The organism is Paenibacillus ihuae (genome assembly GCF_001368795.1).
GTDB classification, from domain to species: Bacteria; Bacillota; Bacilli; order Paenibacillales; family Paenibacillaceae; genus Paenibacillus_AQ; species Paenibacillus_AQ ihuae.
On record NZ_LN831199.1, the window covers coordinates 459944 to 480978 of the forward strand.

Genomic DNA, 21035 nt, shown 5'->3' on the forward strand with positions numbered 1-21035 from the left:
CATTCCGGACATTCCTGTAAATGAACCTCGAACCGCTCCATTTCATCATCCTGAAGTGCGCCAGCGCATACAATTCAGCCCATTCGCATAAGTCGTTTCTCTCTTCAGTCATGGACATGATCCCTCCTTCCCCAGTGGATTAAACGCTTCTGCAGCTGCTTCATAGCCAGCCTGACCCTGCTTTTGACCGTACCCAGCGGTACGGCAACACGAATCGCTACCTCCTGCTGCGTCAGACCCTGGTAATAGATCAGATCCACTACCTGCTGCTGGTCCCGGCTCAGCTCCTGCAGAGCCTCTCTTACCTGCTCTCCGACCATCATCAGCTCGACCATATCCTCGGTCATGGTTCCGGTATCGCGGACCTGCTGCAATTCCTCAGAACCGGCAGGCTGCTGCGGAACTCCTGAATTCTTTTTACGGAGCTGGTCGATGGCAATATTTCGTGTAACCGTAAACATCCAGGTTGAAAGCTTTCCCTTGGCGGAGTCATACTGCTCCGCGTTCTTCCATATACGCATAAATAATTCCTGCATGACTTCCTCGGCCGCCATCGAATCCTTCACAATCCGGTACGCAAAGCTATAGATCATCCCTTCGTACCGGTCGTAGAGCATTTCGAGGGCAGCCGGGTCTTTTTGCCTGATAAGCTCCATCAACTGCCCGTCGTCAGCGACATCGTACAATCTTAAGCCCCCCATTTCCCCTGCATAACCTCTAAGATGGATTTTTCGCATGAGCCTCTAAGTTGGATGAATATATACTTCAAATTTAATTTACTAAAAAGTGATCCAACTCCAGGTTTCCTACGTTCCACTGAGTATAACCGCTTTTGATTAGCGGCTCAACTTTGAATGAAGGAGTGATTGAATTGAAAAAACTGCAAAGTAAGCTGGCCATCCTGATGCTGTGTCTGAGTTTATTTGTACCTGTGCTTGCCAGTGCCCATGAAGTGGATACGAACGGGGCCGCACCCAATTTACAGGCAACACTGGGTGAGCTGCTCGGGGAGCATGCCCTGCTGGCTGTAATTGCGATGCAAAAAGGCTATGACGGAGCCGCAGATTTCGGAGATGCCGCCGCTGCTCTGGGTAAGAATACAGATGACCTCAGTGCAGCGATCGCTTCCGTCTACGGGCAAGCCGCAGGCGATGCCTTCAAACCCATCTGGTCCTCCCATATCGGCTACTTCGTAGACTATGTGAAAGCTACAGCCGCTAAAGACGAAGCCGGTCGCCAAAAAGCCGTTGCTGAACTGGAAGAATACCGGATGAAGCAGGCTGAGTTCTTCCACAATGCCAACCCGGAATATTTCCAGACGGCTGCCATTGCAGACGGTCTGAAAATGCATATTGGCCACCTGCTGGATGCCTTCAACAGCTATGTGAATAAAGATTATGCCGCCGCTTATGCGGACACCCGGACAGCCTATGCGCATATGTTCATGACCGCCGCTGCACTGTCCGCCGGAATTGAGGCCCAGTTCCCTGCTAAATTCCCTGCGGAGTCTGTAGCCTCACCGGGAATCGACCTGCGTGCCGGGCTTGGACAATTGCTTGGTGAGCATGCCACCCTGGCCGCACTTGCTATGCAAAAAGGCATCAACGGCGCACCTGACTTTACCGCTGCGGCGGGTGTCCTGAACAGCAACACCGAAGACCTGTCTGCGGCGATTGCCTCCGTGTACGGCACGGCTGCAGGCGATGCCTTTAAGACGATCTGGACTTCCCATATCGGATATTTTGTGGATTATGTAAAGGCTACTGCGGCGGGTGATGAAGCCGGACGGCAGAAGGCGGTTGCTGAGCTGGAAGACTACCGGATGAAGCAGGCCGCGTTCTTCCATAGCGCAAATCCCGCTTACTTTGAAACAGCAGCCATCGCCGAAGGCTTGAAAATGCACATCGGCCACCTGCTGGACACGTTCAACAGCTATGTAAATAAAGACTTCGCTAACGCGTATACCTTCGAACGCACCGCCTATGCCCATATGTTCATGACGGCAAGTGAGCTAACCGGCGGCATCGTTGCCCAGTTCCCGGACAAGTTCCACGGGAAAACTGCAGCATCGGCTGCAGACATGACCACCATCTCGATGATGACAGGCAGCACAGCTGTGACCGTTAACGGTAAAACCAGCAAGATGGATGTCACACCGGTCATGAAAAAAGGCAGCATCTTCATCCCGCTCCGTTACCTCGGCGAAGCCATTGGCGTCGACGTTACCTGGGACAACACTAAGAAAACGCTCTGGATCAAAGACGGCGCGAACACCGCAGTCTTCTGGGCCGGACAGTCCTACATGGAGCTGAACGGGCAGCGCAAGAACATCGGAGCTCCTGTATTCCTGGATAGCGGCCGCGTACAGGTTCCTGTGCGCTTCATCGCCGAATTGCTCGGCTGGGATGTGAAGTGGACACAGAGTAATGGGGCGATTACGCTGACGAAGTCAATGCCGGCAGCAACGGCAACGATGGGGCATAGCCATTAATTGCTTGAAGCTTGTAAAAGAGAAGGCCATCCCTTGGCGGGATGGCCTCGATTGTCTAATAATTCTCCCCGCGGTAATACCGCTCCAGCTTATGCTCCAAGTGAACAAGCTGCGCTTTCTTCTTCTCGATATCCTCCAGCAGCGCCTGCCTCTGGTCCTCAATGAGCTTCGTTCGCTCCGGCAGGGTAGACGTTCCCGTCTTGACCATGTCGTAGTACCTCTTAATCTCCTCCACACTCATGCCTGTCTCACGCAGACATTTCAGAAATTCCAGCCAGCCGATCACATCTTCACTGTACAGCCGGTTGTTCTGTTCATTGCGGACCGCAGGCTCCAGTAAGCCTTTGCGTTCATAGAACCGGATCGCCCCTATGTTCAGCCCTACCTGCTTGGCAACCTGTCCAATCGTAAACATCTTCATCACGTCCTGAATTTTAGTGTTGACCTACACTTAGTGTAGCATAGTAAGCTTCGGATTATGGATAGATTTCACTCTGAGGAAAGAGGGATAAAGATGATGAAGACAGCTTTGGTAACAGGCGCAAATAAAGGGATTGGACTGGAGATCGCAAGACAGCTCGGGGCAGCGGGCTGGAAGGTATTGCTCGGTGCACGCAGCATAGAGCGGGGTGAGGCCGCAGTTGCCGAATTAACCGGCCAGGGCCTGGATGTGGAGTTTCTGGAGCTGGATATGACGAATCAGGACAGCATTGAACAGGCCGCTGCTGCCATTCAGACCCGCTACTCCGATCTGGCGCTTCTGATTAACAATGCCGGCATGCCGGGGGCGTTCTCCAGCTCGTTCAGTGCGACCCGGGAGGAGGATTTGCGGAACGCTTTTGAAGTGAACTTCTTCGGAACCTTCCGGCTGAACCAGCGTCTGTTCCCGCTCCTGAAGCAGAATGAAGGTACGATTGTGAATGTCTCGACGGATATGGCCTCACTTCACTTCATGCAGCACGCGGAGCATGCGCTGAATGCGTTCGACTACAACGCCTCCAAAACAGCCAACAATGCCATGACCGTCGCGATGGCCATCGAACTGAGCAACAGCAACGCCCAGGTATTCGCAGTTACCCCCGGGTTCACGAAGACCGATCTGAACGGCAATGCCGAAGGCGGAAAATCCAAGGAAGACGGGGCAGCGATCATCGTGGGCTACGCCACAGACGGCAAGCGCCATAACGGAGAATTTTTGGATGTGAGTGGCGTATACGCCTGGTAAAAGAGTACGATTACCCAAAAAACCGGGAGAGCCTCTGCTTTCCCGGTTTTTGTATATCAGCAGCATCTTCATCAATCGTGATTTGCGGCTGTCCTCCTATACTGCTTACTCCTGATCCAGCGGCTGACGGATTCCGTCCTCATAGAAATCGAATACCAGCTGCTGCTGTGTGCCTTTTACCGCATAGAACACATCTGCCAGCGTCTTTCCCTTCCGTTTCTTCCCAAGCTCACGCTCCAGCCACTCCCGGGTCAGCCCGTGCAGCTTCATATTATCCTCCACCAGCACCCCATCCATAATCAGCTCCACAGGAAAATCCTGCGCACGCTGAGGAATTCCCATATCCTTTTTGGTCACAAACTGGTAGGCTTCCTTCTTCAATATAGAGACCTCTCCATTGTCCTCAAGTACGGCGTAGTCCACTTCTTCGATGTTGAAGATTCCCTTTTCCCTTAAGGATTGGTCCAGCGAATCCAGGGTATAGCGGATCTTTTTCATGTTGTTTTCCATGATCTTGCCATCTTCAATGAGAACGGTAGGAGAGCCGGAGATCCAGCTTCTCATCTTGCGGTTCTTTAGGGCCAGGACTGACAGCAGAAAGGCGGTAGCCGTAAACACCACAAGAGCTAAGACTAAATATGAGGCTTTCAAGCTGACATTAAACGCAAGGTTGGCCGCAAGAGAGCCCAGCGTAATACTGGTCACAAAATCATGAAAGGTCATATTGGAAATCGTCTGCTTGCCCAGTATTCTGGGAATGAACAGAAGAAGTACAACCGATAGAATCGCCCGGAACAAAATTTCAGTATAGGTCATCCTTACCTCCTCCTCTCCCCATTATCCCCAAACGCAAACCGCAACATATCCTTCAGAATAAAATCTCCGGTACGTATCCGGAACTAATTGCTCCGCTGCAATCTTCTAACAAACCAGGCGATCATCAGCCCGCCTATAACCAGCCCCAGCAGACCTTCCCCGTTAATCAGAATCAGCCTGCCCCCGACTATACCTTGCTGATTCGTATAAATATCGCCGAGCACTGCCGTATTTACAACATTCCAGACCGAATGAAAGAACAACACCGGCAACAGGCTGCCCGATAAATAGTAGCAATAGGAAAATGCGAAATTAACCGTAAACACAACACAAGCCTGGATGGCACACAGCAGCAGCGGATGACTCATTCCGGTTGCCTGGGCCAGGAGAAACACGGCTGGAACATGATACAACGCCCATACTGCCCCTACAATAAGAGTCGCTTTTATCTTTCCGTGTTGCACGGTGAGCTTCGGAAGCAGATACCCCCGCCAGCCATATTCTTCTCCTAACACCGCGAACAGATTGACGATAATCATGATCACCATTTTTATGATTCCTCCGGTATCGGGGAGTTCATCAGACTTAAACGTTCCGATCCCGAGCAGCTGCGAGACAACCGCACACAGCAGCACTAAGCCTATAGGATAACCAATGCCAAATAACAGAGCTTTGAGGTTCCCTTTGTTTTTGCCAGTGACCCGTTCTTTCAGCAGAAACTTTCTAAAGCCCACTGCGATAAGCGCCGGAATAAACATAATGATTGAAAAATATTTCACACCTACTTCGGGGTCAATGAATAAAACTGCAGTCACGAGCCAGGCGGTCAACAGTACGGTAATTGAATACAGGGTTTCAGCTTTAAGCCGCAATAGACCATTTCTAATCATAAGTGAGCACTCCCATTATTAAATATTTCCCTCTCATCACCCTTTCATTGTATTGCCGTAAGCGATTTGCAGAAACAGACTTTAGTAAGCATTGTGATTATGACTTTAGTAATCTATTACTCCTCTTGAACAAACAGGTATAATGTAAAAGGATGGAATTCATAAGGCGGATGTGATCTGTTGTGGATGTATATGAGCCCCTAAAAAACAAACCGGCAATTCTGATGTTGGTCTTCCGGATCGCAATTACTCTACTGGTATTATATGAGATCCTGATGCAGCCCCATCTTTCCACAGAAGCGCAAGCGGCTTACATTGCCGGGATTCTGCTTATTCAATTGAATGATTATTTTCGGATTCGCCTCTATCTTTTCTTTAGAAACAACCGGATGCTGTACTTTGGATCTATGGCTGCGAGCATCGCCGGAATCGGTTTATACATGGTGCAGTTCGACAGCTTGGCTACAGACGTCTATTTTGTCTTCCCGGTTATTGAAATGTTCCTGTACAGCAGCAAGATTCAGCCCGGTTTATTGGCTTTTCATATGGCCGTCTTCTTGTATACGCTAATTCAGCTTAAAGCTGACGTTACGCATTCTCTCTTCGCTTATCTGGCTATGCTGCTGCTCGCCTATCTGTTCCGCAGCAATAGTCTGCAGAAGAAGAAAGGCGAGGCCTTAAATATTGAGCTGTCTGAAGCCAATGCCAAGCTTAAAGAAATTACCATCGCCCAGGAACGAACGCGGATTGCCCAGGAGCTGCATGATTCCATCGGACATGGGCTTGTCTCACTAAAAATGCATCTGGAGTATGCCGGGAATGTAGCGGACGTGAACCCGCAAAAAACGAAGGAGGTCATCACCAAAGCTCTCGCTATTTCACAGGCAAGCATTGATGATCTCCGGAAGGCTGTCGCCGTGCTGAAGTCGAGCGCCTTAAACGAACGGATGGAGCTTCAGAAGTCCCTGAACCAGATGATCAACAGTATACAAGTGAAGGGACGGCTGGCGTTTACATTTGATTTTGATGACGCTGTGGAAGTTGCCACCCCGGATATTAAACATGCGATTTACAGCACGGTGCGGGAAGCGGTAACCAACGGGTTGAAGCACGGCAAGGCCCGGACCTTTTATATTGAAATAAAAAAATGCAGGAGCATTATCCAGGTGGTTGTACACAATGATGGCGAGGCCTGTAATCATCTGCAGAAGTCGCACGGCATCCGAGGTATTGAGGAACGGATATACTCCCTGGAGGGAACCGTCCAGTTCTCCTCTGACCATGACCGCAGCTTTGCAGTCACCGCCGAAATTCCATATGTCGCAGCCAAGGAGCTGGTATAGGTGATTGAGATCCTAATTGTAGATGACCAGGGGATCGTAAGAGACGGATTAAAAATGATTTTGAGCTTATATGAGGAGATTGCCATCGTGGGCGAGGCTGCTAACGGAGAAGAGCTGCTTACCCTTTTGCAGAGCAAGGTTCCTGACGTTATTCTGATGGACATCCGAATGCCTGTTATGAACGGTATCGAGGCTACGGCAATCGTGAAACAGCTCTATCCCGGGGTGAAGGTCATCATCCTGACCACCTTTGATGAAGATGAATATATCTTCGACGGTCTGAGAAGTGGTGCTGACGGCTATATCCTCAAAGACTCTGATTCAAAAGAAATCATCAAATGTATCCGGGCCGCGAACGAAGGCAATCTCCTGCTCCACCCGCAGGTAACCACAAGAATTGTCAATGCCCTGTATGCCATACCGCCCAAGCCGGCAGAGCAAGCCGCAGCAAAACCAGATCTACGCCAGCTGCTGACCCCGCGGGAAATGGATGTAGCCGAACAAGTGATGCAGGGAAAGAGTAATAAGGCGATCGGCCAGGCTCTATTCGTAACGGAGGGTACCGTTAAAAATTATGTATCCCATATCCTCGACAAGCTTCAGCTGAGCAGCCGCAGCGAACTGATCCTCTATCTCCAGGGAAAATAGACCTCATAACTTACATAATTCCAATCCAATTTAAGGTGGTTTCTTCCTATGGCAATTAAAGCGGTATTATTTGATTTCGACGGTACGCTTGCCGATACGCTGCCGTTATCATTCACTGCCTTTAGAACCGTGTTCAAACAATATGAGAATAGGGATGTAACGAGTGATGAGCTGGTTGCGATGTTCGGCCCGACGGAGGAAGAGATCATTGAAGCTAACTTTAGCAATAAAGCTGCTGTGCCCCAGGCTATTCAGGATTATTTCTCAATCTATGAAACAGGCCACGCCGGAGAATCGGTCCGGAATCAGGAGATTGCCGGCTTGCTGCAATGGCTGAAGGATCAGGGCATCAAGACCGCGGTGATTACCGGCAAAGGAAAACGAGCTTACCGGCTCTCCTCTGAGGCGCTGAACATGCGGGAGTTCTTCCAGCTGGCGATTACAGGTGATGACGTGGTGAACCCCAAGCCTGACCCGGAGGGCATCCATAAAGCGCTGGACATTCTGGGCATAGACCCGGCAGACGCTGTGTTCATCGGCGACAGCAATGCCGATATCCTCGCCGGCAAAGCCGCCGGACTGCGTACCTACGGCGTACGCTGGCTGTCTACTTATCAGAGCCAGACTTATGATGTGGAGCCGGATGGAGTATTCAACCATGTCTCTGAATTTCTTGAGTTGTTGGCAGAGGACCGCAAGTAGAGGTAGAGTAACGCAGAGTATAGGGAAGAGACCGCAGCCCCCGCTGGCTGCGGTCTCTTTGCTGCCCAGAAAAAAGTAAAATCCGGCCTGTTTATGTAGAACAATAGTTCACTGCTTCACTCGCCTTTACTCGCAATAACACTTTGTTTAGCGAATGGACACCACCTTTGTCACCCTTGCAGGGAGTCGCTCCGGAAAGGCGAATTGTTAATAGCAAAATACCCCAAGCGGAGGAATCAAAATGGAAATGTACAAGACCAAGGAAGTTGCAGAGCTGCTGTCCGTCAGCCAGACCACGATTAAACGTTGGGCCGCCATGTTCCCTAATGTCTTTCCAAAGGACCGGTTTGGGCACTATATCTTCTCCCAGCAGGAAGTCAGTCTGCTAAAGTCTATTAAAACCCGCATCGATAAGGGGGAAACCCTGGACCGCATTACGCTGACAGGCCACAACCAGCCTGCAGGGCCGCTGCAAAGCACACGTCCCGTGCAGACAGAGGATAAACCCATGCATGAAATGTGGTCCCGCATCACACAAATCGAACACTCGCTTGACCAGAAAGCGGACGAGGTGGTCTCCGTACAGCTGCTCCGCCAGCGCGAGGAGCTTGAAGACCTGCGCCAGATGATTCAGCAGCTGGCGTTATCTATAGAAACGATACAACATCCAGGACTCCAGGCAGCCGCAGCCCATGAAGAGCTTCACCCCGTTGCCGCCGCCAGGCTTACGGCCCCGCCTAAGAAACGCAGCCTGCTGCGTACTTTATTCTCGCTGTGAAGACAATCAGCCCAGGCCCCATGAATACGGGATCTGGGCTGATTCTATGTTACTCCTGCTGCTGCAATAAGCTCTTGGCTGCCTCCACTAACTGCTCTTTGGTCATCGACACGGAGTCCGTCTGGACATGATAAGCCACAGCCTTGTCTCCGGTTTGACTGAGCCAAGTCACGTCCTGATGGACAGGGCTCTGCCCGAACAGCGACTGATCATTCTTCAAATAATGTGCGGTTATTCCGCCGATCTGGGCATCTTCAGAAGTAATCCCGGGAGGACTTAATTGAAAGATCACGGAATTACTATCACTGCCGGCAATTTGCCAGGTTAAATAAAGCGTGTCACCGGCTGCATTGCGGTAAACAGAAGTATAGGTTGCCACAATATCATTGGATGCACCGGTTTTGCGCCACAGCATCTCACTTCCCGACTTCTTGCCCTCGGCCTTCAGCTCATCCAGAATAGCGTAATCATCCGTCCCTAAAGTAGCCTGGAAAGGCGATGTCTCCATGCCTTCGGCCAGATGATAGCTCCCCAGCAGGGTTTCGGGAAGCTTCTCCTTAACACCCTGCTGCTGCAGTGCAGTTTTCCATGCCTCTACCGGAATAAGCAGCGGATTATTGATGCCGAAGACAACAGATGTCCCATCTACCTCCAGGTCATAATCCCGAAGATATACGACGGCTGATTCACCGGGACTTAATTGTGCTTTTACTTGCTGCAGGGAACCACGGATCTTCGCCACATCCTCTTGCTTGAACTCCAGCTTCTGCTCTGTCCGGTTGCTGACAGACAGCTTGCCGTGATCGAAGAACAGCAGTTTCCCGCCTGCATAGCCGAAGCCGCACACTAAGATAAGGATAAGCGTAACCACGACGAACTTTGGCATTTTACTTTTTTTAAACATCAATGATTTTCCCCTTTGGTGCATCACATGCTGCCTGTATTCCGCCGTTATCCGGACATCCAGATCGGAAGGACACTTCCGGGAATCCCGTTCGAACCCCTCTGCCAGCTGCTTCTCAATAGACAAAGCCATCCCCCTCCTTTCGTACATCCTGCCCGTCAAATTGGCGGCGTAATTGCTTAAGCGCATGATGATGCCTGGATTTTACAGTGCCTAACCGAATCTTCAAGAGCCTGGAGATTTCCTCTAGAGAACAATCCTGATAATAGCGGAGGACGATAACCTCCTTCAGCTTGAGTGGTAGCGTCTGGAGGAGCGGAAACAATTCCAGCTGGTCATCCAGCGCCGTAAACCGCATCTCTGCAGCGGAACCTGCCGACCTCAGAGTGCTGAGCTTCAGCTTTTCCGTAATCCGAAAGAGACGCCATTCCTTCCGCTTCCAGCCCCGTACCTGCCTGACAATCAAACCGCTGAACCATGAGCCAAAATTCTGCTGGGGATCATACTTATGCACACTTCTAAAGAGCTCAAGATACACCTCGCTCATAATATCACCGGTATCCTGCGGACGGGGGGCGAGATAGCTGATGAAGCGGTAAGCATGATCCCGTGTAGCTTCGTAAACGATCTGGAACGCTTGTTCATCTCCCTGGCTCATCCGGATAAGCCACGGGGTTAAATCTAAGTCCTTCATAAGGCCGGCCTCCATTCAGGTGTTACAACGGATATTGGCTCGATGGGGTAAAAAGGTTCAAATGGGCAGGAGGGAAAATATAAGGCGGTTCACTCTGCTTAAATAACGCCGATCCTATTCACCGGTGTTCAATCCACAAAAATATAGTTAAGATAACGGTAGAGTTACAACAGAAGCGTCACTTTATCCATATGCCGGCCAACAACGAGTGGAAGGATTGTATCGGCTGCAATAGTAAATTTATAGTGGGAAAACCTCCACCTAAACCTTTCAGTTTCACCGTAAATCAGGCTTTAAGTGGAAAATCTCCACCTAAATTCCCGGAAAATGCTCATTTAGAAATGTATGTAAGGAATTAGTGGGACAATTTCCCACCAGAATCTTTCTCTGTCCCTTCTAGTGATAATTAGATGGAGAAAATCCCACTACTATGCCTACACAAAGTTCAACAAGCCTGTGCCTCTCAAGGAGCGCCTTTGGGACGAGCCACACTGCTTCCATGCTTAAAATTAGTTAGTTTATTCTTTACACCACAGCTTGCCTCAGGCAGGCCAAGAAGGAGCCACTTATAACTATGTCCGTCCTTGAAATCATTCCCTGGATTGTCGCTTCCGCTGTTCTGCTGTCAGTGGTTTGGATTGTGCTCGTAAGCTGGAGAAACGGGATCTCGCCGATGCCCACTTCCAAGTCTGTTCGGCTGGCGGTTGCTGCTGAGGTGAACCGGACCCTGGGGTACGGCAATATCATTGAGGCGGGGTCCGGCTGGGGGACGCTTGGGCTGGACGTTATTCGCCATTGTCCCGGCAAAAGGCTGACCGGTATTGAGAACTCCAGCCTGCCTTTGTGGTTTTCCCAGCTGCTCACTGTGCTGATCACCCACTTACTGCCGGCTGCCGTCAGCCGGGAAAGTCTGCGTAACAGGGTCTATTTTAAGCGGGGGGATATTTATAAATACTCCTATGGTGATGCCGACATTGTGCTCTCTTATTTGTTTCCTGGCGCAATGAAACGGCTGGCGGAGAAGTTTAAGCAGGAGCTGCCGCCCGGCGCAGTGGTGATCAGCGTCTGCTTTGCCTTGCCGGGCAGGCAGCCTATCCGTACTATAACCTGCAAGGATCGTCTGCGGACCAAGGTATATGTGTATGCCTACTGAAATCACTAACCATTTACTGATTTGCAGCGAAATCCGCTGAAGCCAGAACTACAGAAGTCTCGATTTGCCGCTCCGGGATATCCCAGTACTTTTGCAGGAGCATCTTCTTCTCATTAGCCGTAACCAGAGCAAATCCGTTCTTAACATAAAAAGAGATCGCCCAGGACGCAGCTTCCCAGGTACCGATCAGGATAGGTTTCTCCGTAAGGGAAGTAATATGTCTTAACAGGGAGGACCCGATGCCGCCTTGACGCCGGGCTGTGGTGACATAAGCATGCCGGATCAATGCCACCTCTCCTTTATCCTGAATGCCCATTACCCCCACAAGCTCTCCGTCCTCTTCGATCCCCCAGAAAACAACACCATACTCAATCTCTTGGCCCAGCTCTTCCTGGCTCATATACGGCTCGTGATACCGGTCAGCTGGAATAACCCCGTGGTATGCCTTGGCTGCATCGTTAATAATCCGGTACATGGTATCCTCATCTTGTTTCCCGCATAATCGAATCATTCTAGCCCTCCTATGGTTCGTTCAGATTTGTTGCTTGTGCTCCAGAACAAATTGAATAACATCTGCGGCAAACCGCTCCGGTTCTTCGAAATGAGGCAAATGGCCGCATTCTTCATAAATCTTCAGCGTTCCGTTCCTGACATCTGTTATGAAGGTTTGCGTCTGCATGTCACAGATAATCGGATCATGTCTGCCTTTGATCAGAAGAACAGGCACCGACAGGTCTTTAAGTCTGGGAAGCACCGAGTCGAACATACGTCCTTCCGCCATCAGTTTGGACAAGTGTATATAACTGCGCCTTCCATACTCCTCTACCTCACTGTCTGAATACAGCATCTCTGTGTAGTTGTTACCCTCATTTGGTGTATACACCTTCATTCTCAGATCGCCTAGCCCTTCACCTAATTCAAAAAAGGCATTTAAAGTTTCCAGAGGCGGCTGAGACCCGTCTGCTGCTGCAAGACATGCCCGCGCTTGTTCTGCATTCCCGATCGATTCGTACAGTCTTGCTGCTTTTCGCAGCCAATTGTGAATGGATTTAGGCAGATCCAAAGAAGGCCCCTCCAAGATTAGACTTTCAACCGGATCCGGATATTGGCTCGCATAGAGAACACCTAATAAACCGCCAAAGGAATGACCAAGTACAGACCACTGTTTAATCCCGAGATGGTAGCGCAGCTGCTCACAGTCCTCCACCAAATCCTGAAGCGTTAACGGCTCATCTTCCCCGATTGCCTCTGAACGCCATACTCCGCGCTGGTCGATACCAATTAAGCGGAGTTTATCCGCAAGCCGCTGCGGCTGATGCAGCATGAATTCATAACAGCTTTCTCCAGGTCCGCCGTGCAGATACAGCAGCGTTGGAGCATCTTCGTCACCATGAATTTCTACATACATTTGTTTGCCGCGAACCTCTATTAATACGCCCTCCATACAGACCTTCCTTTCCAACAGATTTAGCAGGTAAAAGACACATCCGTGCCTAGCCTGGTGACTGTGATTAGCCGCTTGAAGCCTTCAACTAATTCCATATAGTATTCCTTGTCGAACTCAAACCCGCCGGACAAGGATGTTCTGGGTAGTTTGGAAAAATTATCAACCCTAATAAGCTTATTGTAACCCTTAAAGTCCCTCCCGGCCATTACGGCCTATACGGACTGAGATGCCGTTATTTCCGGAATCATGTGCATAAGCACAGCGCCTGCGGACTCCACAGACGTTAATATGAATTAAATCGTGTACATTGGAGCTTTTCGGTAGAAATAACGGCGGCTGAGTCCGTTAAAGAGTCAAAATATTGAAAAATCAGCAAATAACGCCTCCTGAGTCCGCAACAGTCCGCCACTAGCAATCTCTCCATATCAAAAAGCAGAGCAGTAACTCTCCCCTCAATGACGGGAAAATCGCTGCCCTGCTCCATTGTCTTACGTTGTGGACTCAGATCTGTTCTGCTTAAACTTCTTTATTGCTTATTCGCCAGGAAAGCGTCGATCTGCGCTTGCAGCTCGGCCTGAATTTTCTCAACGCCTGCCGATTTCAGCTGCTTGCTCAGGTCTGCGAGACCCTTATCGATATTGTCGATTACGCCATATTCGAGCGGAATGGCGTAGCGGAGCATTACATTGCCGACATTGGCAATTTCCGTTTTCACTTTGCTGTTGTCGAATACGAAGGTTTCAAGATCATAGTGGTAGACACCCGATTCCCAGTTTTTAACGAAATCGGAAGCTTCCTGCGGGAAGGCTTCATTGTCGCGGTTAAGCGGCGAGTTGAAGTTCCAGTTCGAGAAGCCGGTATAGTTCGGGTTCTTGTCGAGTGCTTTGTATTTGTCATCGCCAACCGGTTCATAGTGTACGCCGCTGATACCGTACATCATCAGGTCATGCAGTTGTTTATCATTTTGCATCAGATTGATGAACATCAGGGAACGTTCCACATTCTTCGAAGTGGCATGGATCGATGTACCGTTCTGTGTGGAGATCGCTACCGATTTCTTCTTGCCCTGGTTGATGTCAGCCAGTGCTACTTCATAAGGCGAGTTTTCCTGACGCATCAGCGCCATCAGTGCACCAAGGGTACCGTTGTTGTGCGTAATGGATGCGGTTTTGCCTGCTTTGAAGTCTGCCTGATGGTCGTTTTTGCTGTTCAGTACGTTTTTCGACCAGGCATTGTTATCCGCAAGATCCTTGTAATAAACCAGCAGATCCTTGAATTCCTGTGTTTCATAAACGTTGAATACTTTGCCTGCCGGATCGTCTAATTTGAAGGCAAACGGAAGGTCAAGGTCGAACATATTCCATTCGTTCTGCTGCTTCAGCAGTACACGGTCCAGGTTATGATATTTCCAGTCGCCTGTTTCCGGTGTGAACGGGGTAACACCCTTCTCTTTTTCAGCGATAGTCTTCAAGTAAGTAGCATACGATTCCGGGCTGTTGATCTCAGGAAGATTGTATTTCTTGCGCAAATCCTCACGATACAGGATCATCTTCTCAACTGACTCGCCTCTGTTTTGCGGAACCATGTACAGCTTACCGTTAACCTTAGCCTGATCCCAGCTTACATCGGACATAGCTGCTACCGTCTCCGGCATGTATTTATTAAGCAGCTCATCGGTCAGTTCCAGGAATCCGCCTTTCAGCGACTGATCATTGTAGCCGGCCCAGTTCGCCGAATAGATGAGGTCAAAATCTTCATTGGCCGCCAGCTTCAGCGGATATTTCTGCGCCCAGTCAGACCAGTCCAGGAACTCGCCTTCTACAGTCGCATTGATCTTTTCTTTCAATACTTTGTTGATTTCTGCAAAAACACTATCATAATCTACCGGCTTAGGTCCCACAAAAATCATTTTCAGCTTCACTTCTTTGGATGTATCGATGGCATCTGAAGCTGCAGGATCTGTCGCATTCCCGGTGTCTGTAGCGGTATTTGCTGCATTATTGGTAGCCTCTGCCGGTGTATTGGCATTGTTATTACCGCCGCCGCATGCACTCAGAATCATAACGAAGGTTAAAACGAGCGCCAGCAACATCATTCTATTTCTTTTTAGCATCTCAAGCCTTCCCCCTTGTAGTTAGATATGAAATCTATTGATAAACCGGGTATACCCGGGTTCATCCTTTCACCGCGCCAATCGTTAAGCCTTGGACAAAGTATCTCTGCACGAATGGATAAGCCAGCAGAATCGGACCCGTTGCCACGACGGTCATAGCCATTTTGAGGCTCTCGGTCGGAATCGCAGTGGTTACTACAGCCCCGGCCCCCATCATCGCTTTACGCATACCATCCATATTGCCCAGCATCTTGTACAAATAATACTGGAGCGGCATCAGCTTCTCATCGGATATAAACAGCAGGGCATTGTACCAGTCATTCCAGTAAGCCAGGGCCAGGAACAATCCGATGGTAGCGAGAGCCGGCTTCGAGAGCGGCAGGATCAGGCGGAGGTAAATCTTGAAATCGCCCGCACCGTCAATTTTAGCCGATTCGATAATCGCTTCCGGAATGCTGCTCATAAACGACTTCATAACAATGATGTAGAAAACGTTGAGCATCATCGGTACGATCAAGGCCATTGGCGTATCCTTCATGTTGAGGTAGTTGACAATGAGCAGGTACCACGGAACCAGCCCGCCGCTAAACAGCGTCGTGAAGAAGAAGAAGAACGAAAACTTATTCCGCCATTTGAAATCCTTACGGCACAGTACATAAGCAGTCATAGATGTCAGGAACAAGCCAAGCAGCGTACCGGTTACTGTAACCCCAATGGTTACCAGGTAGGCATTTATCATTTCCTGCGGGTATTTGAACAGAATGCTATAAGCCTCGGTAGAGAAGGCTGTCGGTATAAACTGGTAGCCATCCGTTACGATCTTCGTTTCTTCAGTAAAGGATGAAGATACGACAAGAATAAACGGGAAGATACATAAAAGGGCGAGTATGCTCAGGGATACATAACCTATGCCTGAAAATATTTTACGATCAAGCTGCTTCATATCGTTACCTCCATTATAGAAAACTAGTCTTTATGCGGCTTAGAAAAGGGCGCGGTCTTTGTCGTACTTGCGGACAGCATAGTTTACAGTCATGATTGTCGCGAATCCGAGCACCGATTGGAACACGCCAGCCGCAGCCGACATCCCTATATCATTGGAAGTAATCAGCGATCTGAACACGAAGGTATCGATAACGTCTGTCGAGGAGAACAGCAGCCCGTTGTTGCCGACCATGTTGTAGAACATCCCGAAATCTCCGCGGAATATGTTCCCGACCGCCAGCAGCACCAGAATAATAATCGTCGGATACAGATTCGGTATCGTCACTTTCATAATCCGCTGGAAAATGTTAGCGCCGTCAATTTCGGCCGCTTCGTACATCTCGGTATCGATACCGGAAATCGCGGCCAGGTACATTACCGTACCATATCCAAGACTCTTCCAGGCGGCTACGATAACCAGAATATACGGCCAGTAAGCAGGTGTATTGTAAATATCGACAGGCTCAAGGCCGAGGCCCCGAAGCAGCGCGTTCACTGTGCCGATATCATAATTGAGCAGGTTATAGGCAATCGCGCCGACAACGACCCAGGAGATAAAATAAGGCAGAAACAGCGCCGACTGCGTAATTTTGCGGAACCACTTGCCCCCGACCTCAAACAGCATAATCGCTGCAAAGATCTGCAGAACGTTATTCACAGTGATAAACGCAATGTTGTATAGTGCCGTATTTCGTGTGACCCTCCAGGCATCCCCTGATTCAAAGAAAAAGCGGAAATTATCCAGCCCGTTCCAGGCGCTTCCGAAGATTCCTCCGGCGTAATCATATTTCTTAAAGGCAATTACGATACCCGCCATCGGGATATAAGCAAACAGGAGAAAAAATGCAACTGCCGGTGCCAGCATCAGTAAGAGAACCTTGTAATTTTTCAAATCGCTCCAGAATGTATGCCCTTTCATTTCTGCACCCCTCTCTTCTCTATATTCTTATTATAAGAGGGAGCGGGCGGCAGGATAATTCAGCGAAACAACTAAACCTAATACTAATTCAACGATTTACTATAAAGAGTGAACTTGTGGTCTTTTCATTTTGGGATTGGCCGTGACTACAGAGAATGTTTGGACTTCCGGCCGCTGTTAGGTTTGGATTTCTTGATTAAAACCGTTATCCACGGTTGAAATCCAAACCTAAAGGCGGACGCTACCTCTCCTCCAGTTCCAAAATTCCCCTCCGCCACTTTTCCCTAAATATTTATTTTCAAGTTCAATCTATATAGTAAAAAAACAAGCCCCTGTTCCGTCCGGAATAGGAGCCTATCCAACGTATTCAGATTTTATGTTTCTTCCGGTACTCACCGGGCGACATTCCCATATGCTGCTTGAACTGCCGGTTGAAATAAATGATATTTTTATAGCCGGCCTGTTCCGCAATCTCATACACTTTTTTTGTCGGATCCTGTAGAAGCTCACATACCCGTTTCATGCGGAGTTCACCGACAAAGTCACTGAACAGGCTGTTCGTTTCTACCTTGAACAAATGGCCCAGATAGTTGGGGGTGAAGTCGAAATGGGCGGCCACCTCGTTTAAGGTGATCTTTTGGTCCAGTCTGCCCTTCACATATTCGGTGATTTCATCGATCAGCTTCCGTTTCTGCCGCTGGCGCTTCAAATACAGCCGCTCGGACAGCTCGAAGAATCTTCTCCGCAGCCAGGACAGGATATCATGCACCGTTTCGAACTGGAACAGTACAAAAGGCTGATGGGATTCCCAATTCAGAATCTCGTACAGATGCTCGTTCATCTGCCGAAGATCGGCATGAAGCTTGGAGGTAATCCGGATAATGATATCGTAAATATCGTTTTTCTGCGAGAGCGGGCTGTCCCCGGCAAACAGCTGCAGCAGACAATCGTCAATCGTGGTCAGATCATAGTCGAGCATAGCCTTAAGCATCCGGTCCACAATTTCCTCTAAATCGGAAGCGATTCTCTCCTTCGGGTGCCACTCTGAGGCATCCTGGATAAGCCGGTTTTTGCCGACAATCCATTTAATGCTGAGTGCAGCCTGGGCCTGCCGGTAGGAATCATGCAGCTTGACCGCTTCTGTGGTGTACATCCCTCTTCCAATCGTAATGGAGCAGTTAAACTGCTGATAAAACGTCCGGATCAGCTCCTCCAGCAAGGCGTTGAAATGCTGTTCCTGTACCGCAGCCAAGATCACAAAGTGATAATCATAGGTCATGATCACCATACCCAAATTATGCTCCTGGGCGAAATTCCGGATGAACTGGCTGGCATTGCTGCTCCATGCGCTCCGCTCTTCTTCACTCCACCCTTTCATCTTCCAGGCCATATCATCGATCTCCACGATGGCGACCGCCGACGCGCCTTGTAAGTAAGACGTCAGCACACTCTGCACATGCGTCTCCACCTGCCCCGGAGCAGACTCATTGAACCAGCGCAGCAGCAGCTCCTGATTGACCAGCGACAGCGTTTCGGATAAGGACATATCCTGCTCCCTCTCCTGCTTGATCTTGGAGCAGAGTCTGGACAGCATCTCATTAAGCTCATCGTCACCCACAGGCTTGAGCAGATAATCGGATGCATTCAATTGAATCGCCTCTCTGGCATAGCTGAAGTCCTGATGTCCGCTAATAAAAACGATTTCCACCTCAGGATTCAGCTCTTTTGCCTTCCGCGCAAATTCCACCCCCGTCATAATCGGCATGCGGATATCGGAGAGAATAATGTCAATCCGGTGCTGCTCCATCAATTTCAATGCGGCAAAGCCGCTTGTCGCCGTTCTGACACTATGCAAAGGCAAATGTTCGCTGCCCGCGACGCGCCGCCTGAGCCATTCCAGATCGATAGCCTCGTCATCCACCAGCAGAATGTTAATTTCCATTGCCATCCCTTTACTCCCCCATTACTTCACGTATTTCTGCATTCTCCACCGGTAAAATAATTTGCACGGTTGTTCCTGCGCCATAATAGCTGCCGATCTGCATCCCAAAATCATTGCCGTATCTCAGCTTGATCCGTTCCTCTACGTTCTTCAGGCCATAGCTGCCCGTCTGAAACGTGCTCGAACGCATTTTTCGCAGCGTATCCGGCCGCATGCCGATCCCGTTATCAATCACCTTGAGCTCGATGCGGTCACCAAGCCGCTTTCCCGTAATCCGGATTGCGATCGTCTCCCCGAACCAGGCATGCTTGAATATATTTTCGACAAACGGCTGCAGGATCAGCTTGATAATCGGAACCTGTAAAATTTCCGGATCAATATCGTAATAGACCTCGAAGGCGTCCGCATATTTGACTCTCTGGATCTCCAGATACATTCTCACCTGCTCCAGCTCTTTTTCAAGCGAGATGTACACCTGGCCTTCATTCAAGGTAAGCCGGTAAAATTTCGACAGTCCCTGTACCATCTGCGTCACCTTCTCGACTTCGCCCAGGTTAGCCAGACTGCCGATGGTCGATAATGTATTGTATAAGAAATGCGGGCTGATTTGGGCCTGCAGCACATCCAGCTCCGCCTGCTTTTTCTGGATACCCTGCACATATACGTTATGAATCAGCTCCTGGATGCTTGCCGCCATTTGATTAAAGCTGTTCGCAATGTAGACAAATTCATCATTCCCCGGAAAGCCGATCCGCTTGTAAAAGTTTCCTTCCTGAAAGGAGCGGGCCAAATAGACGATCCGCTTAATTTTCTTGCCGGAAATGCGGGCAACCAGGAAGCCGATCACAGCCATCACCAAAAAGCTGATAGCGCACACGGTAGTGATCACCTTCTGCATCCGGCTCGCATCCTTGTTCAAATAGGTGTGCGGAACCCGCGCCTCGATGACATAGCCCGATAACGAAATATCCTCACTAATGATTAAATAAGCGTCCTGCTTGGCCTGCTTGTCCACTGCACCCCGTTCATATAGCGTCAGTCCGCTAGTCCGGTCAATCAGGCGCAGATCCAGACCCTGATCAACCGGAAAGGTATCGAAACTGCCGAACAGCTCGTCAATTCTCGCGGTAACCCGGATATAACCTATAACAGCCGGGGCTGCATTTGAAGCAACCAGCTTGCGGAAATACGAAATATTGCCCAGTTCGCGGTCGCTGTCCGCCTGCAGCCACACGCTGTCTTTATTATTCGCGACAAGCGAATTGAACCATTCCGTATTCTCAATAGCCCGCAGGGGCAGCACATAATAATCGCTTCTGCCGATGGGGGCCGACATTTCATCACCGGTAATTTCAAGCATCGACTCATTTACGGCATATATCGCAAGTCTCAGCTTGTTCCCGTATAATTGCAGAGGAGCCTTCATATAAGGAACGATATCATCCCGCATTTTGAGCATATTCTCCAGAGGCTCTCCCCTAAACTGCAGCGCATTCTGGAAATTCGTATTGAGAAACAGCGAATTGCTCATCCGTTTGATTTCATCGGTCTGGTATTCGATATTGTTTCTTGTCTGTTTCAGGGCCGTCCGTACATTCGTTTCCGCCATCTCGGTCCTGGATTCCACGAGCATCGTATAAGCAATATAACCAACCAGTATATCTGTCAGGAGTACAAGAATGAGATACGGGATCATCATCTTATAGGTGAACGGGATATACTTTTTACTGGACAAGAACCTCTCCATCGTCATGCTCCCTTATTTCCGTGTTAATGGCACACCTTTTAGTTTCATCCATTCTACAACGAACTGAAAGCGGTTACTATATTAAACTTGTGAGCTTTCTATTTTGGGATTGGCCGTGACTACAGAGAATGTTTGGACTTCCGGCCGCTGTTGTCTTCAGATTTCTAGATTGTAACCGCTATTAGCGGTAGAAATCTGAAGACAAAGGCGGACGCTACCGCTCCTCCAGTTCCAAAATT

At 49.5% G+C, this 21035-nt stretch carries 20 protein-coding genes; 7 read left to right on the forward strand and 13 right to left on the reverse strand.

All coding sequences use genetic code 11. The features are described from left to right. Positions 1–104: 104 nt before the first annotated feature. Positions 105–686 (reverse strand): RNA polymerase sigma factor, encoded by a 582-nt coding sequence (locus AQR02_RS21720; RefSeq protein ID WP_245237663.1) that lies wholly within the window; start codon positions 684–686, stop codon positions 105–107. A 176-nt stretch (positions 687–862) separates the two neighbouring features. Between AQR02_RS21720 and AQR02_RS21725 the strand changes: the two genes are divergently transcribed. Further along, on the forward strand, positions 863–2491 hold the full coding sequence (locus tag AQR02_RS21725; protein WP_245237686.1) for a copper amine oxidase N-terminal domain-containing protein: 1629 nt from the start codon (positions 863–865) through the stop codon (positions 2489–2491). A 55-nt stretch (positions 2492–2546) separates the two neighbouring features. On the opposite strand, the gene AQR02_RS21730 is transcribed toward AQR02_RS21725, so the two are convergent. Further along, a complete protein-coding gene (locus tag AQR02_RS21730) occupies positions 2547–2906 on the reverse strand; it encodes a MerR family transcriptional regulator (RefSeq protein WP_054942509.1) in 360 nt (119 codons plus the stop codon). Positions 2907–3008: 102 nt separating this feature from the next. Here AQR02_RS21730 and AQR02_RS21735 point away from each other — a divergent pair, with 102 nt between their 5' ends. Beyond that, positions 3009–3716, forward strand: a complete 708-nt coding sequence (locus AQR02_RS21735; RefSeq protein ID WP_245237664.1) for an SDR family NAD(P)-dependent oxidoreductase — start codon at positions 3009–3011, stop codon at positions 3714–3716. A gap of 105 nt (positions 3717–3821) precedes the next feature. On the opposite strand, the gene AQR02_RS21740 is transcribed toward AQR02_RS21735, so the two are convergent. Together AQR02_RS21740 and AQR02_RS21745 are read right to left on the reverse strand one after the other, a co-directional pair. Further along, the gene (locus AQR02_RS21740) at positions 3822–4532 is read right to left on the reverse strand and encodes a DUF421 domain-containing protein (protein ID WP_054942511.1); all 711 of its coding nucleotides are present in this window, start codon (positions 4530–4532) and stop codon (positions 3822–3824) included. 83 nt (positions 4533–4615) lie between these two features. Then, entirely contained in the window at positions 4616–5422 is an 807-nt protein-coding gene (locus tag AQR02_RS21745) for a CPBP family intramembrane glutamic endopeptidase (protein WP_054942512.1), read from the reverse strand. 182 nt (positions 5423–5604) lie between these two features. Between AQR02_RS21745 and AQR02_RS21750 the strand changes: the two genes are divergently transcribed. The 4 genes from AQR02_RS21750 to AQR02_RS21765 all read left to right on the forward strand — a co-directional run bounded on the left by AQR02_RS21750 (position 5605) and on the right by AQR02_RS21765 (position 8893). Continuing rightward, on the forward strand, positions 5605–6765 hold the full coding sequence (locus tag AQR02_RS21750; RefSeq protein ID WP_054942513.1) for a sensor histidine kinase: 1161 nt from the start codon (positions 5605–5607) through the stop codon (positions 6763–6765). A gap of 3 nt (positions 6766–6768) precedes the next feature. Continuing rightward, entirely contained in the window at positions 6769–7413 is a 645-nt protein-coding gene (locus AQR02_RS21755) for a response regulator transcription factor (protein WP_187388821.1), read from the forward strand. A gap of 48 nt (positions 7414–7461) precedes the next feature. After that, positions 7462–8115: an HAD family hydrolase gene (locus AQR02_RS21760; protein WP_245237665.1), complete on the forward strand. Its 654-nt coding sequence runs from the start codon at positions 7462–7464 to the stop codon at positions 8113–8115. A gap of 241 nt (positions 8116–8356) precedes the next feature. Continuing rightward, the gene (locus tag AQR02_RS21765; protein WP_054942515.1) at positions 8357–8893 is read left to right on the forward strand and encodes a MerR family transcriptional regulator; all 537 of its coding nucleotides are present in this window, start codon (positions 8357–8359) and stop codon (positions 8891–8893) included. A 49-nt stretch (positions 8894–8942) separates the two neighbouring features. Here the strand turns inward: AQR02_RS21765 and AQR02_RS21770 are convergent, their stop codons facing one another. Both AQR02_RS21770 and AQR02_RS21775 read right to left on the reverse strand, forming a co-directional pair. Further along, entirely contained in the window at positions 8943–9923 is a 981-nt protein-coding gene (locus AQR02_RS21770) for a hypothetical protein (protein ID WP_054942516.1), read from the reverse strand. Beyond that, positions 9913–10491: a sigma-70 family RNA polymerase sigma factor gene (locus AQR02_RS21775; RefSeq protein ID WP_054942517.1), complete on the reverse strand. Its 579-nt coding sequence runs from the start codon at positions 10489–10491 to the stop codon at positions 9913–9915. The genes AQR02_RS21770 and AQR02_RS21775 overlap by 11 nt, the downstream gene beginning before the upstream one ends. Positions 10492–11065: 574 nt before the next feature. Between AQR02_RS21775 and AQR02_RS21780 the strand changes: the two genes are divergently transcribed. Continuing rightward, positions 11066–11644, forward strand: a complete 579-nt coding sequence (locus tag AQR02_RS21780; protein WP_054942518.1) for a 14-3-3 family protein — start codon at positions 11066–11068, stop codon at positions 11642–11644. A 13-nt stretch (positions 11645–11657) separates the two neighbouring features. Here the strand turns inward: AQR02_RS21780 and AQR02_RS21785 are convergent, their stop codons facing one another. The 7 genes from AQR02_RS21785 to AQR02_RS21815 all read right to left on the reverse strand — a co-directional run bounded on the left by AQR02_RS21785 (position 11658) and on the right by AQR02_RS21815 (position 20796). Next, complete coding sequence (locus AQR02_RS21785; protein ID WP_054942519.1) at positions 11658–12155, reverse strand: GNAT family N-acetyltransferase; 498 nt, start codon at positions 12153–12155, stop codon at positions 11658–11660. Positions 12156–12176: 21 nt separating this feature from the next. Further along, positions 12177–13088 carry an alpha/beta fold hydrolase gene (locus AQR02_RS21790; protein WP_054942520.1) on the reverse strand — a complete coding sequence of 304 codons (912 nt, stop codon included), beginning with the start codon at positions 13086–13088 and terminating at the stop codon, positions 12177–12179. A 529-nt stretch (positions 13089–13617) separates the two neighbouring features. Beyond that, a complete protein-coding gene (locus tag AQR02_RS21795; protein ID WP_054942521.1) occupies positions 13618–15204 on the reverse strand; it encodes an ABC transporter substrate-binding protein in 1587 nt (528 codons plus the stop codon). 61 nt (positions 15205–15265) lie between these two features. Beyond that, the gene (locus AQR02_RS21800) at positions 15266–16147 is read right to left on the reverse strand and encodes a carbohydrate ABC transporter permease (RefSeq protein WP_054942522.1); all 882 of its coding nucleotides are present in this window, start codon (positions 16145–16147) and stop codon (positions 15266–15268) included. Positions 16148–16186: 39 nt separating this feature from the next. Next, complete coding sequence (locus tag AQR02_RS21805) at positions 16187–17107, reverse strand: ABC transporter permease (protein ID WP_054942523.1); 921 nt, start codon at positions 17105–17107, stop codon at positions 16187–16189. Between the two features lie 367 nt (positions 17108–17474). Continuing rightward, entirely contained in the window at positions 17475–19055 is a 1581-nt protein-coding gene (locus AQR02_RS21810) for a response regulator (protein ID WP_342447491.1), read from the reverse strand. Positions 19056–19059: 4 nt separating this feature from the next. Then, a complete protein-coding gene (locus tag AQR02_RS21815; RefSeq protein WP_054942524.1) occupies positions 19060–20796 on the reverse strand; it encodes a sensor histidine kinase in 1737 nt (578 codons plus the stop codon). Positions 20797–21035: the final 239 nt, after the last annotated feature.